This is a genomic window from Streptomyces coerulescens, from assembly GCF_042657965.1.
Classification (GTDB): domain Bacteria; phylum Actinomycetota; class Actinomycetes; order Streptomycetales; family Streptomycetaceae; genus Streptomyces; species Streptomyces coerulescens.
This window is the reverse complement of record NZ_JBHSKM010000019.1, coordinates 870,698-892,878: the sequence shown is the minus strand read 5'-3', so window position 1 is coordinate 892,878 and position 22,181 is coordinate 870,698. Positions and strand designations below refer to the sequence as shown.

The following is a 22,181-nucleotide window of genomic DNA, read 5'->3' as shown; positions in this document are numbered from 1 at the left end:
GTTTTAGCGACACAACGCGTCGGTAGGAGCAGTCTTGGCACGGAAGATCGGCAGCCGGTACACCGCCAACCAGATCCTGGGGCGGGGCAGCGCCGGCACGGTGTGGCTGGGCGAGGGTCCCGAGGGGCCCGTCGCCATCAAGCTGCTGCGTGAGGATCTCGCGTCCGACCAGGAACTCGTCGGACGCTTCGTGCAGGAGCGCACGGCCCTGCTCGGCCTGGAGCACCCGAACGTCGTCTCCGTGCGCGACCTGGTGGTCGACGGCAACGACCTGGCGCTCGTCATGGACCTGGTCCGCGGCACCGACCTGCGCACCCGGCTCGACCGGGACCGGCGGCTCGCGCCCGAGGCCGCGGTGGCGATCGTCGCGGACGTCGCGGACGGGCTGGCGGCGGCACACGCCGCCGGCGTCGTGCACCGCGACGTCAAGCCGGAGAACGTCCTGCTGGACATGCAGGGCCCGCTCGGACCGGGCGGCTCCCACCCCGCTCTCCTGACCGACTTCGGTGTGGCGAAACTCATCGACTCGCCCCGCCGCACCCGCGCGACGAAGATCATCGGCACCCCGGACTACCTGGCACCGGAGATCGTCGAGGGCCTGCCACCCCGCGCCGCCGTCGACATCTACGCGCTCGCCACCGTCCTGTACGAGCTGCTGGCGGGCTTCACACCGTTCGGCGGCGGCCACCCGGGCGCGGTGCTGCGCCGCCATGTCACGGAGACCGTGGCACCGCTGCCGGGCATCCCCGACGAGCTGTGGCAGCTGATCGTGCAGTGCCTGGCGAAGGCGCCGGCCTCCCGGCTGCGGGCCTCGGAGCTCGGCACCCGGCTGCGGGAGCTGCTGCCGCTGGTCGCCGGGATGCCGCCGCTGGACGTGGACGAGCCCGACGCGGAACCGGCCGAGGACGAGACTCCGGCCGCCGAGGAGGCCGCCCCGCGGGACGAGGAGGTCCGGCGGCGGGGCGCGGTGCCGCTCGTGCCGGGCGCGAAGCCGGCCGACTCCAACCGGGACACGCATACGTCGATGAGGGTGCCGGCGCCTGATGAGCTGGCCGGCGGAGCACGCGGCACCGCCCGGGTCCCGAGGGCGGCGGGCGCCCCGCGGCCGGGTTCGGCACGGCACCGGGCGGTGGCACGGCGGCGCCGGGTGGCCCTGGGAGCGGCGGCGGTCGTGCTGGCGGCCGCGGCGGGCGTGGGGGCGTGGCTCGCCACCTCGGAGGACGACGCCGGGGCGACCCCGCAGGACATGAACAACACGGCCCCGGCGACGCCATGACCTGCCCCGGGGCGCACCGTCCGATGGCCCCGGGCGCCCCGGCCGCCGACGCCACCCGGACCTCGCCGCTTGGCGGAGCCGTTACGCTGGAGGCGTGGCAGTCGTCGATGTATCCGAAGAGCTCAAGTCCCTCTCCTCGACCATGGAGTCGATCGAGGCCGTTCTGGACCTCGACAAGCTGAGGGCAGACATCGCCGTGCTCGAGGAGCAGGCGGCCGCGCCGTCCCTGTGGGACAACCCGGACGAGGCGCAGAAGATCACCAGCAAGCTGAGCCACCTGCAGGCCGAGGTCAGGAAGGCCGAGGCGCTGCGGGGGCGGATCGACGATCTCGCCGTGCTCTTCGAGATGGCCGAGGAGGAGGACGACCCGGACGCCCGTGCCGAGGCCGAGTCCGAGCTCGCGGCCGTCAAGAAGGCGCTGGACGAGATGGAGGTCCGGACGCTGCTGAGCGGTGAGTACGACTCCCGCGAGGCGCTGGTCAACATCCGCGCCGAGGCGGGTGGCGTCGACGCCGCCGACTTCGCCGAGAAGCTGCAGCGGATGTATCTGCGCTGGGCGGAGCAGAAGGGCTACAAGACCGAGCTCATCGAGACGTCGTACGCGGAAGAAGCCGGCATCAAGTCGACCACGTTCTCCGTGCAGGTGCCGTACGCCTACGGCACCCTCTCGGTCGAGCAGGGCACCCACCGCCTCGTGCGTATCTCGCCCTTCGACAACCAGGGCCGCCGCCAGACGTCCTTCGCGGGCGTCGAGGTGCTGCCCGTGGTCGAGCAGACCGACCACATCGAGATCGACGAGTCCGAGCTGCGCGTGGACGTGTACCGGTCCTCCGGCCCCGGCGGCCAGGGCGTCAACACCACAGACTCCGCGGTGCGCCTCACCCACATCCCCACCGGCATCGTCGTCTCCTGCCAGAACGAGCGGTCGCAGATCCAGAACAAGGCCACCGCGATGAACGTCCTCCAGGCCAAGCTCCTCGAGCGGCGCCGCCAGGAGGAGCAGGCCAAGATGGACGCCCTCAAGGGCGACGGCGGCAACTCCTGGGGCAACCAGATGCGTTCGTACGTCCTGCACCCGTACCAGATGGTCAAGGACCTGCGCACGGAGTTCGAAGTCGGTAACCCCGAGGCCGTTTTCAACGGTGAGATCGACGGTTTCCTCGAGGCCGGAATTCGCTGGCGCAAGCAGCAGGAGAAGTAAGTTTGTCGACAAGGCAACTGCCGCCGACCAGGCGGTAGTTGCCTTTTCTGTGCCTGCATGTCTGGGTTTTACATCACACTCACAGCTTCCAACCCCTGGCAAAGAGCCCGTACTTGGACATCGCACGCGCAACGGCCTTGACGAAGACTTGAAAAATGGGAAGGGTAAAGCGTGGCATGCGTATCTCTGGGGCGCATGTGAACCGGGGGGGCTCAAGTTCTGTTACCTCCGTCGATCACGGCCTGCCCCTGAGCGCTGCCTCACTGACGATACGGCTACTGGGGGTAGCAACCACATGACCAACAAGACGCGGATCCGCATCGCGCGCCTCGCGGCCGGTGCCGTGATAGCGGCCGGTGCCTCGCTGACCGCCGCGGGTGCCGCTTCCGCCGCGGAGGCCGAGGACGACTGCCTGCTCGGCATCCTGTGCGCGGACGAGGACCCGACCGAGCCGCCGGTTCCCACCGACCCGCCGACGGACATCCCCACGGACATCCCGACGGACATCCCGACCGAGGAGCCCACGGACCCGACCGAGGAGCCGACGGAGCCGCAGGAGCCCACCGAGGACCCGACCGTCGACCCGACCGACCCGGGTAACGGGAACGGCAACGGTGGCGGGAACGGCAACGGCAACGGCAACGAGGGCGGCAACAACGGCGGGGGCAACAACACCGACCCCGACGGTGGCGCCTCCACCCAGGAGGAGGGTTCCTCCTCCCTGACCGAGACCGGCACCGACAGCGTCGGCTCGGGTGCCAACAGCTCCGCCCAGGGCGGCGGCGACGAGCTCGCCGAGACGGGTGCCGCGCAGACCACGTTCCTGCTGGTCGGCGCCGCCACCATGATCGCCGGTGGCATCGGCTTCCGCGTGCTGCCGCGCCTCGCCGGCGGCCGGGGCGGTGCGGCTGCCTGACGGTAGCCGAACGACTGCGCCGTGTGACCGAGGTCGTACGGCCGAGGGGCCCGGAGCGTGCTTCGCTCCGGGCCCCTCGGCATGTCCGCGTACGGTGTGCGGTGCCCTATGCGGTCTGGTGCGCCAGCAGGGCCACCGCCGCGATCAGTATCGCCAGCAGGGCGATCAGCGTCATCGGGTTCAGGCCCGCCAACGGGTTCTCCTGCTGAAGCCGCTCACGATTCGCCCGGCACACGGGGCAGCGGCCCTCACTCACGGGCGCGGCACAGTTCGCGCACACCAGCCGGTCGTACGTCATGCGCCACCCTCCTTGCGAGTCCCTCCGGGGGTTCAACGGGTTCAGCCCCGAGAACGTTCCCTCTCTCCACAATGCCAGCTTCTGCGGCAAAGGGCGCGGGCGCCCTCGGAGGGGTGGTCGTCATTGTCTCGCGGCTGCGGGCCCCATGTGGCTGGTCGCGCAGTTCCCCGCGCCCCTTTTGGGGCGTCACCTGATCCGGCACAAATGGGCACAACCCTTACGCAACCCCTTCTGGCGACTGCGCCCCCGCCCCCGGTTCGCGTATGGTCACGCTCATCTACCCCCGGCTACCCGTGGTGCATCCGTGATCCGATTCGACAACGTCTCCAAGGTCTACCCCAAGCAGACCCGCCCCGCACTCAGGGATGTGTCCCTGGAAGTGGAGAAGGGCGAGTTCGTGTTCCTCGTGGGGTCCTCCGGCTCCGGAAAGTCCACCTTCCTGCGGCTGATCCTCCGCGAGGAGCGGGCCAGCCACGGACAGGTGCACATCCTGGGCAAGGACCTCGCGCGCCTCTCCAACTGGAAGGTGCCGCAGATGCGCCGCCAGCTGGGGACGGTGTTCCAGGACTTCCGGCTCCTTCCGAACAAGACGGTCGGCGAGAACGTCGCCTTCGCCCAGGAGGTCATCGGCAAGTCGCGCGGCGAGATCCGCAAGTCCGTGCCGCAGGTGCTCGACCTCGTCGGGCTCGGCGGCAAGGAGGACCGGATGCCCGGCGAGCTGTCGGGTGGTGAACAGCAGCGCGTGGCCATCGCCCGCGCCTTCGTGAACCGGCCCAAGCTGCTCATCTGCGACGAGCCCACGGGCAACCTCGACCCGCAGACCTCCGTCGGCATCATGAAGCTGCTCGACCGGATCAACCGGACCGGTACGACGGTCGTCATGGCCACGCACGATCAGAACATCGTGGACCAGATGCGCAAGCGCGTCATCGAGCTGGAGAAGGGCCGCCTCGTCCGCGACCAGGCACGCGGCGTCTACGGCTACCAGCACTGACCGCCGACACGCTCCACGGAAAGGCTTAACCAGACGCCATGCGCGCCCAGTTCGTACTCTCCGAGATCGGTGTCGGTCTCCGCCGCAATCTGACGATGACCTTCGCCGTCATCGTCTCCGTCGCCCTGTCGCTCGCCCTGTTCGGCGGGTCGCTCCTGATGAGCGACCAGGTCAACACGATGAAGGGCTACTGGTACGACAAGGTCAACGTCTCGGTCTTCCTCTGCAACAAGAGCGACGCCGAGTCCGACCCCAACTGCGCCAAGGGCGCGGTCACCGAGGACCAGAAGAAGGAGATCCTCGGCGACCTGGACAAGATGTCGGTCGTCCAGAAGGTGACGTACGAGTCGCAGGACCAGGCGTACAAGCATTACAAGGACCAGTTCGGCGACTCGCCGCTGGCCGCCTCGCTGACGCCGGACCAGATGCAGGAGTCGTACCGGATCAAACTGAAGGACCCGGAGAAGTACGAGGTCATCGCGACCGCCTTCGACGGGCGCGACGGCGTGCAGTCCGTGCAGGACCAGAAGGGCATCCTGGACAACCTCTTCGGGCTGCTGAACGGCATGAACTGGGCCGCGCGGGCGGTGATGGCGCTGATGCTGGTCGTCGCGCTGATGCTCATCGTGAACACCGTGCGGGTCTCGGCGTTCAGCCGCCGGCGTGAGACCGGGATCATGCGCCTGGTGGGCGCCTCGGGCTTCTACATCCAGGCGCCGTTCATCATGGAGGCCGCGGTCGCCGGGCTCATCGGCGGCACGGTCGCCTGTGGCTTCCTGGTGGTCGCGCGGTACTTCATCATCGACCACGGGCTGGCCCTGTCGGAGAAGCTGAATCTGATCAACTTCATCGGCTGGGACGCGGTGTTGACGAAGCTGCCGCTCATCCTCGCGACAAGCCTGCTGATGCCGGCACTGGCGGCGTTCTTCGCGCTGCGCAAGTACCTGAAGGTGTGACCAACGCCAAGGGGGCCGTACGGGCAAGGCGCCGTACGGCCCCTTCGCGTTGTCCTAGACTCACCGGCATGTCAGGTCGTGACCTGTTCTGTCAGCCCCGCCGCTTCGGCCGCGGGGCCGCCCTGACATTGGTCTTCGCGAGCGTGCTCGCCGCCGGTGCCGCGACCGGCTCGCTGCCCGGCCCTGACCGGAAATCCCCGGCCGGTGCGTCCCGTTCGGCCGCCTCGGCGGGCCGGCACGAGGACGTCGCCGAGGCCGCCGCCAAGGCCATGGCAGCCGGCACCTCCCCCATGGAGGCCGCGCAGCGCGCGGTCAGCCGCAGCGGGGACCGCTGGGGCGCCGTCTACTCCCAAGGGGAGTACGAGGAGTTCGAGGAGGCCCTCGACGGCGCGTACACCGGCGTCGGGCTGTGGGCGCGGCGCGAGCGGGACGGCCGGATCGAGGTGACGAAGGTGCGGGCGGGGTCGCCCGCCGCCACCGCCGGGATCCGCGCGGGCGACCGGCTGCGCAGCGTCGACGGGGCGAAGGTCGACGGCCGCCCGGTCACCGAAGTCGTCTCTTTACTGCGGGGTGACGCCACCGACGCGCCCGCCGGCACACCGGTGAAGGTGGGCATGGAACGCGGCACGCGCGCGTGGGACCTCACCCTGCGACGCGCCCGGCTGTCCGTCGACCCGGTCACCGCCCGGGACCTCTCCGGCGGCATCACCGTCATCCGGATCGCCTCCTTCACCAAGGGCGCCGGCGCCGCGGTCCGGGACGCCGTGCGCCGGGTCCCGGCCGCCTCCGGCATCGTCCTCGACCTGCGGGGCAACTCCGGCGGCCTGGTCACCGAGGCCGTCACCGCCGCCTCCGCCTTCCTCGACGGCGGCCTCGTCGCCACCTACGACGTCGACGGCGACCAGCGCGCCCTGCACGCCGAACCCGGCGGCGACACCGGCAGACCCCTGGTGGCGCTCGTCGACGGCGGCACCATGAGCGCCGCCGAGCTGCTCACCGGAGCCCTCCAGGACCGTGGCCGCGCGGTCGTCATGGGCAGCCGCACCTTCGGCAAGGGCTCGGTCCAGATGCCGAGCCGGCTGCCCGACGGCTCCGTCGCCGAGCTGACCGTCGGCCACTACCGCACCCCCTCCGGGCGGGCCGTCGACGGGCGGGGCATCACCCCCGACCTGGAGGCCGACCGCGGTGTGCTGGAGCGGGCCGAGACGGTACTCAGCGGTCTCGGAGAGTCGTAAATCGGCTTTCCCCGCACCCCCTCCGTAGTGCGAAAATGGACGGCACTATGAGCAAGGGAATGTACGTACCGAAGGAGTCCCAGCCCAAGCAGGGCGGGTCGGCCGCGAAGGCCAGGGACGGCGAGAAGGGCGGCAAGCGCAAGATCGTCGCCCAGAACAAGAAGGCCCGCCACGACTACGCGATCATCGACACCTATGAGGCGGGCCTCGTCCTCATGGGCACCGAGGTCAAGTCGCTGCGCGAGGGTCGGACGTCGCTGACCGACGGCTTCGTCCAGATCGACCGGGGCGAGGCGTGGCTGCACAACGCCCACATCCCGGAGTATCACCAGGGCAGCTGGACCAACCACTCCGCGCGCCGCAAGCGCAAGCTCCTGCTGCACCGCGAGGAGATCGACAAGCTGGAGGCGAAGTCGCAGGAGACGGGTCACACGATCGTGCCCCTCGCCCTGTACTTCAAGGACGGCCGGGCCAAGGCCGAGATCGCTCTCGCGCGAGGCAAGAAGGAGTACGACAAGCGCCAGACCCTGCGGGAGAAGCAGGACCGGCGGGAGTCGGATCGGGCGATCGCGGCGGCCAAGCGGCGGCAGCGGGGCGCCTGACGGGCGGGAATACGGTGGCATCGGCGCGCGTTGGTCACGTACGATGGCACCAACACCGGCTGAACCCGGTGTGAGCATTGAAAACAAAACATGGGGATGATCGGTTTCGACAGCGGCTGTTGAAGCAGGGGAAGCGTGTCGAGGAAGCGGCAATGATCTCGTAAACCATATGTCGCAAAAAATAATCGCCAACACCAAGCGCGATTCCTTCGCCCTCGCTGCCTAAGTAGCGACTTGCGAAGTGTCAGCCCGGGGCTGTTCCCGACCCGGATCCTGGCATCAGCTAGGGAACTAAACCTTGATCCCGGTCACGGGGTGAAGAGGGAAACCAAACAGTGACTGGGCCCGTCGGCGACTTGTTCGCGTGATCGCCGGGGCCGAGAAAATCACAGCGAACTGCACACGGAGAAGCCCTGATTCTGCACCGTTGGACGCGGGTTCGATTCCCGCCATCTCCACGATCGGGAGGTTTCCGGACCTCCTCACCCATGTGGGCAAGGGCCCCGTCGCTCTCGAGCGGCGGGGCCTTTGTCATGCGGCCGCACGGGGCTGGAGTGATCAGTGGCACTGGAGTGATCTGTGACACGGCCGTGACCGGAGGTGTGGGTTCCACCACAGCCCGTGGGAGCGGTCCCTTGGTGAGGTGGGCGGATGCCGGAAGCCTTCCGTACGTTCGTCGCCGTCCTTGGGTGCGGGGCCGTGCTGTATCTGCTCGCCCTGCCGCGCATTCCGCCCGGCATCAAGGTGGTCGTCCTCACCACGCCCCCGGTGGCGGTGCTGATGTGGCTCCTGGAGGAGGTGCTCGACCGGCGGGCCGTCGCGGTCGGGGTCGGCGTGGTGTTCCTGGTCGTCCTCGTCGCGCTGAACGGTCTCCTCGGGCATCCCCGGCTGCCGCTGTGGGCGAAGCTGCCGGTGTTCGGGACGGTCCCGGCGGCGGCGCTGGCGTGGCTGCTGGTCGTCACCGCGGACGACACCCTCAAGGACCCCGGCGAGGACCCGTGCACCATGCGCTACGGCGGGGTCGGTGTGTCGGAGGTGTTCCCTCCCCAGGCCTACTGCCGCTACGACGGCGGCGGCACCCATGACCTCGCGACGGGCGCCCAGTTCGTGTTCTGGGTCTGCTTTCTCACCTCTCTGGCGCTGCTCACCCTCGGCCTGTGGCAGGTCGCGCGCGATCCAAGAACGCTGGTCCGGCAGTTCCGCAGGCCGAGCAACGGCTGAACAACCATGGTGAGCACGCCCGTTGTGGTGCCCCACGCCATATCGGAGGGTCGTTCACGCTTCTACGGTCCCTCCGCATGACACCGACCAGAGCCGCAAGCCGTCCTCTCCCCGTCCTGGCGACCCTGCTCGTCGCCCTGATCGCCGCTTTCCTCACCCCGGGCCGCGCCTCGGCCGCCTCCCTCCAGGAGGTGACCGGCTTCGGCACCAACCCCGGCGCGCTGCGCATGTTCCGCTACGTCCCCGACGGGCTGCCCACCGGCCGGCCCGTGGTCGTCGCGCTGCACGGCTGCACCCAGAACGCCTCCGGCTACGGCACCGGCAGCGGATGGCTCCAACTCGCCGACCGCTGGGGCTTCTCCGTCGTCCTGCCGCAGCAGCAGACGGCCAACAACGTCTCGTCCTGCTTCAACTGGTTCCAGACCGGCGACATCGCACGCGGCCAGGGCGAGGCCGCGTCCGTCGCGCAGATGGTCGACCGGCAGCTCGCCGACACCTCCGGCGACACCTCCCGCGTGTATGTCACCGGGCTGTCCGCCGGTGGCGCGATGACCTCCGTGATGATGGCGGCGTACCCGGAGAAGTTCGCCTCAGGCGGGATCGCGGCCGGGCTGCCGTACGGGTGCGCGCAGGCCGCCGGGTCGCCGTACGTGTGCATGTACGTCGGCGCCACGCAGAGCGCGAAGCAGTGGGGCGACCGGGTGCGTGCCGCCCGGCCCGGTTTCAGCGGTCCCTGGCCCACGCTGGTCGCCTTCCAGGGCACGGCCGACTACACCGTCAAGCCCGTCAACATGACCGACCTGATGCGGCAGTGGACCGATGTGCACGGGGCCGACCAGAGCGCCGACGTCAGCGACACGGTCGCCGCCTATCCGCACCAGGTCTTCCGGGACGCGGCCGGGCGGGCGGTCGTGGAGACGTACAGCATCACCGGGATGGGACACGGCCAGCCCGTCGATCCGGGCAGCGGGAGCGAGCAGTGCGGAACCGCCGGGGCGTACGTCCTCGACGTGAACCTGTGCGGCGCGTACCGGATGGGGCGGGCCTGGGGGCTGGGCTGAGCCGAGGTGCTCTGTCGCCGCGGCCCGTTCTCCGGGATGCTGCTGAGGCATGAGCAGACCCGTGAGCGATTCCGGGAGACGACCCAACTCCCGTAGCAGACTGTGGACTTGGCCCCTTGCCATGGCGCTCGCCGCCGCCGTCCTGGGGCCCGGCGCGCAGGCCGGTGCGGACTCCGACCGGACCGGCCTGCCCGAGGCCGTCGACACGATCCTCGGCGATCCGCGGATGGAGGGCGGCGTGGCGGGCGTCGTGATCGCCGACGCCCGCAGCGGTGACCTCCTCTACCAGCACCTGCCCTCCACCCGGCTCATGCCCGCCTCCAACACCAAGCTCGCCACCTCGGCCGCCGCGATGGAGATCCTCGGCCCCGACCACCGGTTCGGTACGGACGTCCTGGCCACCGGGCGGCAGTACGGCTCCCGGCTCAAGGGCGATCTGTATCTGCGCGGCACCGGGGACCCCACCCTGCTCGCCGCCGACTACGACGCGCTCGCCGGGCGGATCGCGGCGGCCGGGATCACCCGGGTCGAGGGACGCCTCGTCGCCGACGACACCCGCTTCGACGACCGTCGGCTGGGCCGCTCCTGGGCCGCCGACGACGAGTCCTCGTACTACTCCGCGCAGATCAGCGCGCTCGCCGTGGCACCCGACACCGACTACGACACCGGAACCGTGATCGTGACGGTCCGGCCGGGGGCGGCGGCCGGGGACGCACCCGTCGTCACCGTCACGCCCGACACCGACTACGTCGACATCGAGGTGGACGCCACCACCGTCGCCGCCGGCGGGGCGAACGACCTCACCGTCGAGCGGGAGCACGGCACGAACACCGTCGTCGTCAGCGGTACGACACCGGTCGGCGGCGCCGGCGCCAAGGAGTGGGTGACCGTGTGGGAGCCCACCGGATACGCCGCAGCCGTCTTCCGGGACGCGCTCGCGGAGCACGGCGTCAAGGTCACCGGACCCACCCGGACCGGCCTCCCGGCCCCCGCGACCGCACGCCGACTGGCCTCGCACGCCTCCATGCCGCTGAAGGACCTGCTCGTCCCGTTCATGAAGCTCTCCAACAACATGCACGCCGAGATCCTCACCAAGGCCATGGGCCACAAGGTCTCGGGCGAGGGCAGCTGGGACGCCGGGCTCGCGGCGATCGGCGGCTACCTCAAGGGCATCGGCCTCGACACCGGCAAGCTGCGGCAGGTCGACGGCTCCGGGCTCTCCCGGATGGACAACTTCACGGCCGGACAGCTCGTCCAGCTCCTCCTCGCCGTGCGCTCCGAGCCCTGGTACGCCGACTGGCACCGCTCCCTGCCCGTCGCCTGCGCCCCCGACCGGTTCGTCGGAGGCACCCTGCGCTCACGCATGTGCGGCACACCCGCCGCCCTCAACGCCCGTGCGAAGACGGGTTCGTTGACGGGCGCCTCGGCCCTGTCCGGATACGTCACGGACGCCGGGGGCCGCGAACTCGTCTACGGCATCGTCCTCAACAACTACATGGCCTCGTCCGTGAAGCCACTGGAGGACGCGATCGTGGTGTCGCTGGCCGGGTCGACGGCGGAGGCGGCCGGTTCGGCGGCGGTGCGTGGCGGTGGGACGAAGGCCGACATCGAGTGCAGTTGGCGTAAACCGGATGTGTGCTGATTACGCACGGCGAGTGATCCGGTACCGGTAGTATCTGACGCTGTGACGCACCTCTGGGTGCGTCCTCCCTTCATGACCGGGCCTCGCTCCTCGGGGCCCGGCCCGACGAGAGCGGTCCCGGGTCTGTGAGAGGCCGCCTCACGTAGAAGGGAGGACGCCTCAGCATGTGCTGTCACGAGGAGCGGAAACTGACTCTCGTCATGCGGCTGATCCGGCTGTTGCCGGAGCGAGCGGCTAGGCACGCGAGGAGGTGGCTGCTCTGGTGGCTGACCAGGTAGTCGGATATCCCCATACAGGCTGGGGACATCCGACAAACACCTGCTGAGCCGGGGCCCCGCTCGGAGTTACAGCTCCGAGTGGGGCTCCATCTGTTCCCAACGAAGCGGGCGCCGAAGCTGGATGTCCCTAAATAGGCTAGGGGCATCCGGCACCCGCCGGAGCAGGTGGTGAAGCAGATACAAGTACAGCACACGAGCCTTCCTCCGGCACCGAGATCAGCCCCTCTTCACGCCACCATCCGTCGAGTCCTGCTCCCCAGTTCCGTCCTCCCCGGCGCCCGGTGTCGTCAGGGCGATCAGCAGGGCCACCGCCGCCGCCGTGACCGGCACTCCGTAGGCGGCCGTGGGTGCGAGGTGTTCCGCTGCCCATCCGCCGGCCGCGCTGCCGCACGCGATGCCGCCGAGCAGGGCCGTCACCGCGAGGGTCATGCCCTCGTTCAGGCGGCCGTCCGGGGTGCGGCGCTGGACCAGGGTCATGTTGGTGATCATGGTCGGTGCCGTGGCCATGCCGGCGATCAGCAGCGCGGCGGACAGGAGCAGGAGCGAACCGGTCAGGGACGCGGCGAGCAGCGGGAGGAGCAGCAGCGCCGTCATCGCGGCCACGCACCACGGGTAACGGTCCTCGGCGGGACCGGCGAACCGGAACCTGCCGTACAGCAGACCCGCCGCGCAGGACCCGGCCGCCTGGAGCGCGAGCACGAAGCCCGCCGCAGTGCGGTGGCCCTGCGCGTCGGCGAAGGCGATGGTGACGACCTCCGTCGAGCCGAACACGGCACCCAGCGCGAGGCAGACGGCGAGGAGTGGGGGCATGCCGGGGGAGCGCACCGGTGACCGTGACGATGTGGGTGTGGCGGTCGTCGTACGGCCCGACGGCGGGGGCTCGGTCGAGCGCTGGGCCGCGAAGACCAGGATGCCCGTCACGAGGAGCGCCACCCCGACCAGCGTCCCCGCCTCCGGGAAGAACGTCCCGCACAGGAAGGCCGCGAGCACCGGGCCCAGCATGAAGCACAGTTCGTCGGCGGACTGCTCGAAGGAGTTGGCGGTGTGCAGGGCGTCGGGGTCGCCGTCCAGGAGGTGGGCCCAGCGGGCTCGGGACATGCCGCCGGTGTTGGGGGTGGTCGCGGTGGCGGCGTACGCGGCGAAGAGGGTCCAGGCCGGGGCGCCGGTGTGCACGCACAGCACCAGCGCGAGGCTGCCCAGTGCCGCGCAGAGCGTGGCGGGTACGGCGACGCGAGCCTGTCCGTACCGGTCGACGAGCCGCGCGGTCCAGGGCGCGACCAGCGCCGTCGCCGCGAGGCCGGTCGCGGTGACGGCACCGGCGAGGGCGTACGACCCCCTCGTCCCGGCGATCATCACGACCGCGCTCACGCTGAACATGCCCATGGGGAGGCGGGCGAGAAGGTTCGCCAGGGTGAAGGCGCGGGTGCCGGGCCGGGCGAAGAGACGGCCGTACGGGCCGGGCGGGCGGCGCCGGGTGCGGGGGCCGAAGTCGACGGCGACGAGGGTGTCGGCGGTGACGGTGAACAGGCGGGTTCCTCGGACGGGCTGATGCGGCATGGCTCCACCGTCGCCGGAAGCCGATCAAGGGGTCCAACACCTGTTCGATGCGGATTCACGCATCCGCGTTGTAAGTTCGGCGCATGCCCGCTCCCGCCCACCTCGACCCGCGCCTGCTGCGCGCCTTCCTCGCCGTGGCGGAGGAACTGCACTTCACGCGTGCCGCGGCCCGGCTGTACGTCGCCCAGCAGGCGCTCAGCCGGGACGTACGGCGGCTGGAGCGGGAGTTGGGCGCCGAGCTGTTCGTGCGGACGACCCGGCAGGTCACCCTGACCGGCGACGGCGAGCGGCTGCTGCCGTACGCGCGCCGCGCCCTCCAGGCGCAGGACGACCTGCTCGCCGCCTTCGGCCAGGCCCGCCCGCTGCTGGTGGACCTGAACTCGCCGGGCCTGGTCACCGCCCGCCGCGTGCTGCACCGGGCCCGCGCGCTCGCCCCCGAACAGGAGCTCATGGCCCGCTACGAGAGCGGTCTGACGGGCGCCGCCGCCGAGATCGTGGCGGGCCGGCTGGACTGCTCGTTCGGCCGGTTCGCCGGCCTGGACCCGGCGCTGCGGGCCGGCCTCGACCACCAGCCCGTCCGTTTCGAGCCGATGGCGATCCTGCTGCCCGAGGACCATCCGCTGGCCGAAATGCCGCGGGTGCCGCTGGCCGCGCTGGCCGGTGAGACCGTGTACGCCGGGGCTGGAAATCCCCGCACACCGGAGTGGACCGACCTCGCGCGCCGGCTGTTCGAGGGGCGGGGCATCGAGCTCGCCGCGCCCGCGCCGCTCGCGGTCGGTGACGAGGAGTTCCAGCGGATCATGGCCAAGACGCGGAACCCGATCCTCGCCGTGGTGGACTTTCCGGCCATGCCGTCGACGGTGCGGCGCCCGCTCGTCGATCCCGTGCCGCTGTCGCCCGTGTCGCTGGTGTGGCGGAAGGCGCTGGTACACCCCGCATTCGACGCTCTTCGACGGGCGGCGGCCGAGGTCTCGGCGGCGGAGGGATGGCTGCGCCGACCTGTCGAAGGATGGGTTCCAGCCATGGATTCGGCCGCTATGGGAGTGCACAATTGACACCCTGGAACCACGAAACCTCCGCGTGCGCTACATTCATGCCCTGAGCACGTTGTGGTAATGGGGGGCGCTCGGCCGGGTGGGGGCTCGGTACGGCGACGGGTGCTCAGTGTCGTACGCGCACCCGGAACGGTCCCGTGGGGGGATGTGCGTGCGTGTGAAGAATTGGCGAGAAGACGCCCAACCGGAGTGGCCCGATGTCGTATCGGCGTCCGGGTCCGGCGGCTCTTCCGTGGGGGGTTCGAGGGGTGACACCCAGGCCTTCCCGGCCACCGGCGAGACAGCCGTGGCCGGTGCGTCTGGTCCCAGCCATCGCTCCCGGTCCGAAGCAAGGGAGACGGAGATACTCCACGGTGGCGGGCGTGCCTTCTCGGACGCCGATGAGACACAGGTCCTGCGCGGCGGCCCCGGCACGCCCGCGACCGACGCCGACCAGACCGCGGTCCTGCCCTCGGTCGGAGCGGCAGGCACACACAGACCCGGTGGGGACGGGGCGGACGTACGCCGGCCCGGCGCCGCCGACTCCGGTGGCCGCTCCGCCGCACCCGCTGCCGACCCCGGCCGGGCGAACGGCTGGTCCGCCTTCGACCGCCCCTCGGCACGCCGTGCCGACGCCTTCCCGGCGGCCGGTGAGACGCGTCCCGCGCCCACCGCGCGCGACCCGTGGGCCGAAGCGCCGGAGGAGACCGAGCGGTCGGAGCGACCGGAGCGGTCGGAGCGGTCGGAGCGGTCGGTAGGGGCCGCGCGGTCCGACGGCCCCGGTGCGACCCACGACCCGCACGAGGTCACCGTCCAACTCGACGGCGTGGGCCTCCACCTCGACAACATGCTGCGCGCGGCCAAGGACGCCCCGCGCGGCGGCGAGAGCTCCGACGGACCGGTGTTCGTCGACGAGTCGGGCCGCCGCAGCCGCCGGTTCCGCCGTATCGGCATGGCCGTGGGCCTCGCCTGCGCGGTCTACGCCGTGGTCATCGTCGCCACCCTGCTCTCCGGCAACTCCGACGCGCCGTGGCTGCCGGTCGAGAACCCCAAGGAGAACCCGGCCGGCAAGGTCGACACCCCGCCGCTGCCGGCGGAGTCGGCACCGCAGCCCTCCGCCACCGGCAGCGTGTCGCCGGGCACTTCGCCGACCGCCGGCACGGACGCGACCGCGTCGCCGGGCGCCGACGCCAGCGCACCGGGCGCCTCGGCCACCGCCGAGAACCCCGCCGCCTCCGCCGACCCGAAGCCGAGCGCCACCAAGAGCACCCGCAACCCGGGCACGAACACCACGCCGGATCCCGATCCGACCACCGAGCCCACCAGCGACCCCGATCCCGACCCGAGCCCGACGGACGGCGGCGGCCCCACCGAGGAGCCGACCGATCCCGCGACCACCGACGAACCCGCCACCGGGACGGTCGCGAACGGCCCGAGCGACCCCTCTCCCGTCGCGCAGGAGCCCGGCACCAACGCCTCCGCGCCCGCCGACCCGTCCCCGGAGTACACCTTCTGATGGCATCCCGCACCCGCCGTCACAGGGCCGCGACCGGAGCCCCCGACGGCTCCCGGCGCCGCCGCGTGCCCATGCGCCTGCTGCTGCCCTCGCTCGTTCTCGTCGCGCTGATGGCGATGTTGATGCTGCGGGGGTATGTGCACAGCGAGATCCTGGCCGACCACCGGGTCCGTCCGCCCGCCTCCTCCGACCAGGTGCCGGAGAAGATCCTGAACGGCGGCCCGGTCATCGACACCCGCAGCGGCCGTACCGAGAGCCTCAGCCTCCAGGACCACCGGCTCGTCCTCACCTTCGACGACGGCCCGGACCCGACCTGGACCCCCAAGGTGCTGGACGTGCTCAAGAAGCACCAGGCGCACGCGGTCTTCTTCGTCACCGGCACCATGGCCTCCCGCCACCCGGACCTGGTCCGGCGGATGGTCGAAGAGGGCCACGAGATCGGCCTGCACACCTTCAACCATCCCGACCTGTCCTTCCAGTCGAAGAAGCGCATCGACTGGGAGCTGTCCCAGAACCAGCTGGCGATCAGCGGCGCGGCCGGCATCCGCACCTCCCTGTTCCGTCCGCCGTACTCCTCCTTCGCCGACGCCATGGACAACAAGTCCTGGCCGGTGACCGAGTACATCGGCAAGCGCGGCTACATCACGGTCGTCAACAACACCGACAGCGAGGACTGGCGCAAGCCCGGCGTCGAGCAGATCATCCGCAACGCCACGCCCAAGGGCGGCAAGGGCGCGATCGTCCTGATGCACGACTCCGGCGGCGACCGGCACCAGACCGTCCAGGCCCTGGACACGTTCCTGCCGGACATGAAGGCCGACGGCTACGAGTTCGACAACCTCACCGAGGCCCTCGGCGCCCCCAGCGCCCACACCGAGGTCACCGGCCTCGACCGGTGGAAGGGCAAGGCCTGGATCTTCCTGGTCCAGGCGTCGGACAACATCACGGGCGTGCTGGTCGTCGGCCTGGCGGTGATCGGCTTCCTGGTCATCAGCCGGTTCGTGCTGATGCTGCTGCTGTCGGGCGTCCACGCGCGCCGGGTGCGCCGAAAGGGCTTCCGCTGGGGCCCGACGGTCACCGAACCGGTGTCGGTGCTGGTCCCCGCGTACAACGAGGCCAAGTGCATCGAGAACACCGTCCGGTCGCTGATGGCGAGCGAGCACCCGATCGAGGTCATCGTCATCGACGACGGATCGAGCGACGGCACGGCCCGCATCGTGGAGGCGATGGGCCTGCCGAACGTGCGCGTCGTGCGGCAGATGAACGCGGGCAAGCCCGCCGCCCTCAACCGCGGCCTGGCGAACGCCCGCTACGACATCATCGTGATGATGGACGGCGACACCGTCTTCGAACCGGCGACGGTACGGGAACTGGTGCAGCCCTTCGGCAACCCCGAGGTGGGCGCCGTCGCCGGCAACGCCAAGGTCGGCAACCGTGATTCGCTGATCGGCGCCTGGCAGCACATCGAGTACGTGATGGGCTTCAACCTCGACCGCCGGATGTACGACATGCTGCGCTGCATGCCGACCATCCCGGGCGCCGTGGGGGCGTTCCGCAGGTCGGCCCTGGAGCGGGTCGGCGGCATGAGCGACGACACGCTCGCCGAGGACACCGACATCACCATGGCGATGCACCGCGACGGCTGGCGCGTCGTCTATGCCGAGAACGCGCGTGCCTGGACCGAGGCGCCGGAGTCGGTCCAGCAGCTGTGGTCGCAGCGCTACCGGTGGTCGTACGGCACGATGCAGGCGATCTGGAAGCACCGCAAGGCGCTGGTGGAGAAGGGCCCGTCGGGCCGCTTCGGCCGCGTCGGACTGCCCCTGGTCTCCCTCTTCATGGTCCTGGCGCCGCTCCTGGCCCCGCTGATCGACGTCTTCCTTCTCTACGGCCTGTTCTTCGGCCCGACGCAGAAGACCATCGTCGCCTGGCTGGGCGTCCTGGCCATCCAGGTGGTCTGCGCCGCGTACGCCTTCCGCCTGGACAAGGAACGCATGACCCACCTCATCTCCCTCCCGCTCCAGCAGATCCTCTACCGCCAGCTCATGTACGTCGTCCTGCTCCAGTCCTGGATCACGGCCCTCACCGGCGGCCGCCTGCGCTGGCAGAAGCTGCGGCGCACCGGCGTGGTCGAGGCGCCCGGCGGACCCGTGCCGCGGCAGCGCTCGGCCGGCACGCGCGAGGGCGATCGGAGGCCGGTCGGATGACGCACGGACCTCAGCCGACGGGCATGGGCGCGGGTGCGCCGGCCGGCCCGTCGGATCCCGTATGGCAGACGGCGCCGTACGCCGTACCGCAGCAGCGGGCGGCGGGACTGGCCGCAGCGTTCGACGAACCATCCGCGGCTCCCGAGGAACCGGCCCCGCCCGCGCCCAGGAAGCCGGGCCGGGACCGCTATCTGGACCTGCTGCGCTCCATCGCCCTGGTCCGCGTCGTCGCCTACCACCTCTTCGGCTGGGCCTGGCTGACGGTGCTGTTCCCGTCCATGGGCGTGATGTTCGCGCTGGCCGGCTCGCTGATGGCGCGCTCCCTGAACCGCCCGGCATGGGGGGTGATCAGGGGCCGTGTCCGGCGCCTCCTCCCTCCCCTGTGGGTGTTCAGCGCGGTGGTCCTGGCGATGATGTTCGCGGGCGGCTGGAACCCGGTGAAGGACCCGGACCACGGCGGCACGTGGGCCCTGGTCGACCTGATCAACTACATCGTCCCCATCGGCGCACCGCCGTTCCCCTGGCACATCGGCTCACAGTCGGGCCTGCTGGAGGACACGTGGGCGGTGCAGGCGGCGGGTGTGCTGTGGTACCTGCGCGCCTACCTGTGGTTCGTCGTGGCGTCCCCGCTGCTGCTGTGGGCGTTCCGCAGGGCGCCATGGCCGACGCTGCTCGCGCCGCTCGGTCTGACGGCGGTGGTGGGCACGGGACTCGTCTCCATCCCCGGCGAGACGGGCAACGCGGTCACCGACTTCGCGGTCTACGGCAGCTGCTGGGTCCTGGGCTTCGCCCACCACGAGGGCTTCCTCGCGAAGATCCCGCGCTATGTGGCCGTCTCCTGCGCGGCCCTCGTGATGGCCTTCGGCCTGTGGTGGGCCTCGGGCCATCTTGGCCCGGACGGCTGGGACCTCAACGACATCCCGCTGGCCCAGGCCACCTGGTCCTTCGGTTTCGTGGTGATCCTGCTCCAGTACTCCCCGTCCTGGCAGGAACTGCCCGGCAGGCTCGCCAAGTGGGACAAGCTGGTGACCCTCTCCAACAACCGGGCCGTCACCATCTACCTCTGGCACAACCTCCTGATCATGGCCACGGTCCCGATCCTGGACCGCCTCTACGAACTCCCCTTCATGCAGGACGAACGAGCCACGGCAGCCCTCGACTCGACCTACATGATCTGGATGTTCTTCCTCGTCTGGCCCCTGATCGGCCTGGCGATCCTGGCCGTGGGCTGGGTGGAGGACATCGCGGCGAAGCGAAGCCCGCGGCTGTGGCCGAACGGCACAAAGCCCAAACGAAGGACCTCGTCCCGAGCGGGCCACCGCGCGAAGTAAGGTGCCGACGCCGGGCCGGCCCCCGCAGAATGCGGGCATGTTCACGGACGTGAGCGCAATGCAACGGGGCCGACCGGCGTTCCCGGTGTCGGGACCTCGTGGAACACTGGCCGGGTTGCGCAAGTGAACGGGGTGGCCCAGGGGCCTCTTGGCCCGGTGGTCGGTGGGGAGCAGTGCTGATGAGCAAGCGGCAGGTGCAGAAGATGCTGCGGTTGATCGCGACCGGGGAGCCCGTCGAGCTCACCAGTCCGATGGCCTCCGTGAAGAAGCTCGCCAAGCTCGCCTTCATCGCCCAGCAGTTCGGCTATGAGTACATGGACGTACGGCAGAGCGGTGGGCGCAACAACGCGCTCGTGATGCTGATCGTGCCCGACCCCAGCCCCCACGCCCGTGCCCGCGCCGCGCAGAACTGGGCGCAGTACCCGAACGCCGGTGACGGGGTGTCCGTACCGGCCCTCGTGCCCGACGCGCACGAACTCCTCAAGGCCCGCATCAACTTCGACCTCACCGGCAAGCACGCCGAGAAGAGGATGTACTGGGCGGCGGGTGGCATCACCCTCGGATTCGTGATCGCCATCGCCCAGGCCGGAGGGGACAGCGATGCCGTTCTCTTCGCCGGCCTCGGCTGGGCCGGGCTCATCGCCCTGCTCGGGATCGGGCTCGTCGTGACGCGCAAGCGCAACGCCAAGTTCGCGGCCCGGCTCCAGGCCGCCGGCTTCATGCCGGTCACCGACGAGAGCGGACGGGTGCGCTATCTGCCGCCGGGCGGGCAGCTGCCGGGGCATGGGAATCCGTTCGGCGGCGGCGGCGCCACCACCACCGGTCCCTACGGCCATCAGCCCACGCCGGGCGGGTATGGACATCAGCCCACGCCGGACGCGCATGGACATCAGCCCACACCGGGCTCCTACGGTCATCAGCCCGCCCCCGGCCCCTATGGCAACCAGCCCGCCCCGGCTCCCGGCCCCTACGGCAACCAGCAGCCCGCCGTCCCTTACGGCAACCAGCCCGCCCCGGCTCCCGGCCCCTACGGCAACCAGCAGCCCGCCGTCCCTTACGGCAACCAGCCCGCCGCCCCCGGCCACTACCCGCCGCCGCAGCAGCAGCCGTACGGCTACCCCCAGCAGGGTGCCCCGCAGCCGCCGTACCCCCAGCAGAACCCCCACTGGCAGCCGCCGCAGCAGTAGTGACGGCCGTGCGGGAGCTCTCCGTACGGGTCCGTATATAGGGGCACGGGCAGCAAAACCTCTCATCCCACCTCCCCACCCGGTGAGAGCAAAGTTCCTTTCCGGTCACTCGGTGCCACAGGGCGGAAACGCGTCCTCCCTACCTTCGGGGTCAGCCACTCGTAGTGCGTGCGTGGTGCGACCGAGCCCCGAAGACCGTGGAGGCGTCATGACAGCCCCTAGTACAGCCCCCGTCGCGAACAGGGGAGGCCGCTGGATCGACCACTGGGACCCCGAGGACGAGACCTTCTGGAACACGACCGGGGAGAAGACCGCCCGGCGGAACCTGTTCTTCTCCGTGCTCTCCGAGCACATCGGGTTCTCGATCTGGACCCTGTGGTCCGTGATGGTGCTCTTCATGGGACCGGAGTACGGGCTCACCCCGGCCGACAAGTTCTTCATCGTCTCGATGGCCACGCTGGTCGGCGCCATCGTCCGGGTGCCGTACACCTTCGCCGTCGCCGTCTTCGGTGGCCGGATGTGGACGGTCGTCTCGGCGAGTCTGCTGCTCGTGCCGACGGTCGCCGCGTTCGTGGTCATGGAGCCGGGGACGTCCTTCAGCACCTTCCTGGTGTGCGCGATGCTGGCCGGCGTCGGCGGCGGCAACTTCGCCTCCAGCATGACCAACATCAACGCCTTCTTCCCGCTGCGGAAGAAGGGCTGGGCGCTCGGACTCAACGCCGGCGGCGGCAACATCGGCGTACCGGTCGTGCAGCTCGTCGGTCTCGCGGTCATCGGAGCCAGCGCGGGCCCGCGCGTCCTGCTCGGGATCTACATCCCGTTCATCGTGATCGCCGCCGCCCTCGCCTGGCTGAAGATGGACAGCATCTCGTCCGTCAAGAACGACACCGGCGCCGCCAAGGACGCCGTGAAGGACGCCCACACCTGGATCATGTCCTTCCTCTACATCGGGACCTTCGGTTCGTTCATCGGGTACAGCTTCGCGTTCGGGCTGGTCCTTCAGACGCAGTTCGGCCGTACGCCGCTCCAGGCCGCCTACGTCACCTTCATCGGCCCGCTGCTCGGCTCCCTGATCCGCCCCGTCGGCGGCTCGCTCGCCGACCGGTTCGGCGGCGCGAAGATCACGCTGTGGAACTACGTCGCCATGGCCGCCGCGACCGCCGTCATCGTCGTCGCCTCGATGCGGGAGTCGCTGCCGCTGTTCACCACCGCGTTCATCGCCCTGTTCGTGCTGACCGGCCTGGGCAACGGCTCGACGTTCAAGATGATCCCCGGCATCTTCCACGCCAAGGCCCTCGCCAAGGGGCTCGAAGGGGAGGAGGCCGCCGCCTACGGCCGCCGGCTCTCCGGCGCCTCCATGGGGCTCATCGGCGCGGTGGGCGCACTCGGCGGCCTCGGCATCAACCTCGCCTTCCGGCAGTCCTTCCTCACCGTGGGCTCCGGCACCGGCGCCTTCGTCTCCTTCCTCGCCTTCTACGGCGCCTGCTTCGTGGTCACCTGGGCCGTATACCTTCGCCGCCCGGCCGCCGCCGAGACCCACGCCACATCGGCGACGGAGGCAAAGCCGCAGCTCAGCTACGCCGAGGTGTGACGTAACACCGCCGACATCAAGCCGAACCGAGCCTGTCACGCACCGTTGACAGGCTCGATCGGCATGCAGGTGTAGCGACCA

At 70.5% G+C, this 22,181-nt stretch carries 18 protein-coding genes and 1 other RNA gene; 17 read left to right on the top strand and 2 right to left on the bottom strand.

The genetic code is table 11. The features are described 5' to 3' along the window. The first annotated feature begins 34 nt into the window (after positions 1–34). The 3 genes from ACFPQ9_RS27230 to ACFPQ9_RS27220 all read left to right on the top strand — a co-directional run bounded on the left by ACFPQ9_RS27230 (position 35) and on the right by ACFPQ9_RS27220 (position 3,393). Positions 35–1,276: a serine/threonine-protein kinase gene (locus tag ACFPQ9_RS27230; RefSeq protein ID WP_380858503.1), complete on the top strand. Its 1,242-nt coding sequence runs from the start codon at positions 35–37 to the stop codon at positions 1,274–1,276. Between the two features lie 94 nt (positions 1,277–1,370). Next, entirely contained in the window at positions 1,371–2,477 is a 1,107-nt protein-coding gene (prfB, locus tag ACFPQ9_RS27225) for a peptide chain release factor 2 (protein WP_380858500.1), read from the top strand. 295 nt (positions 2,478–2,772) lie between these two features. After that, positions 2,773–3,393, top strand: coding sequence for an LPXTG cell wall anchor domain-containing protein (locus ACFPQ9_RS27220; protein ID WP_380858497.1), 621 nt, complete (start codon positions 2,773–2,775; stop codon positions 3,391–3,393). Positions 3,394–3,499: 106 nt separating this feature from the next. Here the strand turns inward: ACFPQ9_RS27220 and ACFPQ9_RS27215 are convergent, their stop codons facing one another. Continuing rightward, positions 3,500–3,691, bottom strand: coding sequence for a hypothetical protein (locus ACFPQ9_RS27215; protein ID WP_030952754.1), 192 nt, complete (start codon positions 3,689–3,691; stop codon positions 3,500–3,502). A gap of 304 nt (positions 3,692–3,995) precedes the next feature. Here ACFPQ9_RS27215 and ftsE point away from each other — a divergent pair, with 304 nt between their 5' ends. The 8 genes from ftsE to dacB all read left to right on the top strand — a co-directional run bounded on the left by ftsE (position 3,996) and on the right by dacB (position 11,402). Further along, entirely contained in the window at positions 3,996–4,685 is a 690-nt protein-coding gene (ftsE, locus tag ACFPQ9_RS27210; protein WP_030952755.1) for a cell division ATP-binding protein FtsE, read from the top strand. A gap of 38 nt (positions 4,686–4,723) precedes the next feature. Further along, complete coding sequence (gene ftsX / locus ACFPQ9_RS27205; protein WP_380858492.1) at positions 4,724–5,641, top strand: permease-like cell division protein FtsX; 918 nt, start codon at positions 4,724–4,726, stop codon at positions 5,639–5,641. A gap of 68 nt (positions 5,642–5,709) precedes the next feature. Next, positions 5,710–6,876, top strand: a complete 1,167-nt coding sequence (locus ACFPQ9_RS27200) for a S41 family peptidase (protein ID WP_380858489.1) — start codon at positions 5,710–5,712, stop codon at positions 6,874–6,876. A 59-nt stretch (positions 6,877–6,935) separates the two neighbouring features. After that, positions 6,936–7,478 carry an SsrA-binding protein SmpB gene (smpB, locus tag ACFPQ9_RS27195; protein WP_380858707.1) on the top strand — a complete coding sequence of 181 codons (543 nt, stop codon included), beginning with the start codon at positions 6,936–6,938 and terminating at the stop codon, positions 7,476–7,478. 92 nt (positions 7,479–7,570) lie between these two features. After that, positions 7,571–7,939: a transfer-messenger RNA gene (gene ssrA / locus ACFPQ9_RS27190) on the top strand. Positions 7,940–8,129: 190 nt separating this feature from the next. Next, positions 8,130–8,699, top strand: coding sequence for a hypothetical protein (locus ACFPQ9_RS27185; RefSeq protein ID WP_380858486.1), 570 nt, complete (start codon positions 8,130–8,132; stop codon positions 8,697–8,699). 77 nt (positions 8,700–8,776) lie between these two features. Further along, positions 8,777–9,760 carry an extracellular catalytic domain type 1 short-chain-length polyhydroxyalkanoate depolymerase gene (locus tag ACFPQ9_RS27180; protein WP_380858483.1) on the top strand — a complete coding sequence of 328 codons (984 nt, stop codon included), beginning with the start codon at positions 8,777–8,779 and terminating at the stop codon, positions 9,758–9,760. 49 nt (positions 9,761–9,809) lie between these two features. After that, positions 9,810–11,402, top strand: coding sequence for a D-alanyl-D-alanine carboxypeptidase/D-alanyl-D-alanine endopeptidase (gene dacB, locus ACFPQ9_RS27175; RefSeq protein ID WP_380858480.1), 1,593 nt, complete (start codon positions 9,810–9,812; stop codon positions 11,400–11,402). A 494-nt stretch (positions 11,403–11,896) separates the two neighbouring features. Here the strand turns inward: dacB and ACFPQ9_RS27170 are convergent, their stop codons facing one another. Beyond that, complete coding sequence (locus ACFPQ9_RS27170; protein WP_380858477.1) at positions 11,897–13,237, bottom strand: MFS transporter; 1,341 nt, start codon at positions 13,235–13,237, stop codon at positions 11,897–11,899. 83 nt (positions 13,238–13,320) lie between these two features. Here ACFPQ9_RS27170 and ACFPQ9_RS27165 point away from each other — a divergent pair, with 83 nt between their 5' ends. The 6 genes from ACFPQ9_RS27165 to ACFPQ9_RS27140 all read left to right on the top strand — a co-directional run bounded on the left by ACFPQ9_RS27165 (position 13,321) and on the right by ACFPQ9_RS27140 (position 22,100). Further along, positions 13,321–14,292, top strand: coding sequence for a LysR family transcriptional regulator (locus ACFPQ9_RS27165; protein ID WP_380858474.1), 972 nt, complete (start codon positions 13,321–13,323; stop codon positions 14,290–14,292). 286 nt (positions 14,293–14,578) lie between these two features. Beyond that, positions 14,579–15,787 (top strand): hypothetical protein, encoded by a 1,209-nt coding sequence (locus ACFPQ9_RS27160; RefSeq protein ID WP_380858471.1) that lies wholly within the window; start codon positions 14,579–14,581, stop codon positions 15,785–15,787. Beyond that, complete coding sequence (locus ACFPQ9_RS27155; protein ID WP_380858468.1) at positions 15,787–17,991, top strand: bifunctional polysaccharide deacetylase/glycosyltransferase family 2 protein; 2,205 nt, start codon at positions 15,787–15,789, stop codon at positions 17,989–17,991. Before ACFPQ9_RS27160 ends, ACFPQ9_RS27155 begins: the two co-directional genes overlap by 1 nt. Beyond that, complete coding sequence (locus ACFPQ9_RS27150; RefSeq protein ID WP_380858465.1) at positions 17,988–19,322, top strand: acyltransferase family protein; 1,335 nt, start codon at positions 17,988–17,990, stop codon at positions 19,320–19,322. Before ACFPQ9_RS27155 ends, ACFPQ9_RS27150 begins: the two co-directional genes overlap by 4 nt. Before the next feature lie 179 nt (positions 19,323–19,501). Next, on the top strand, positions 19,502–20,509 hold the full coding sequence (locus ACFPQ9_RS27145) for a hypothetical protein (RefSeq protein ID WP_380858462.1): 1,008 nt from the start codon (positions 19,502–19,504) through the stop codon (positions 20,507–20,509). 208 nt (positions 20,510–20,717) lie between these two features. Further along, positions 20,718–22,100 (top strand): nitrate/nitrite transporter, encoded by a 1,383-nt coding sequence (locus ACFPQ9_RS27140; protein WP_380858460.1) that lies wholly within the window; start codon positions 20,718–20,720, stop codon positions 22,098–22,100. Positions 22,101–22,181 lie beyond the last annotated feature (81 nt).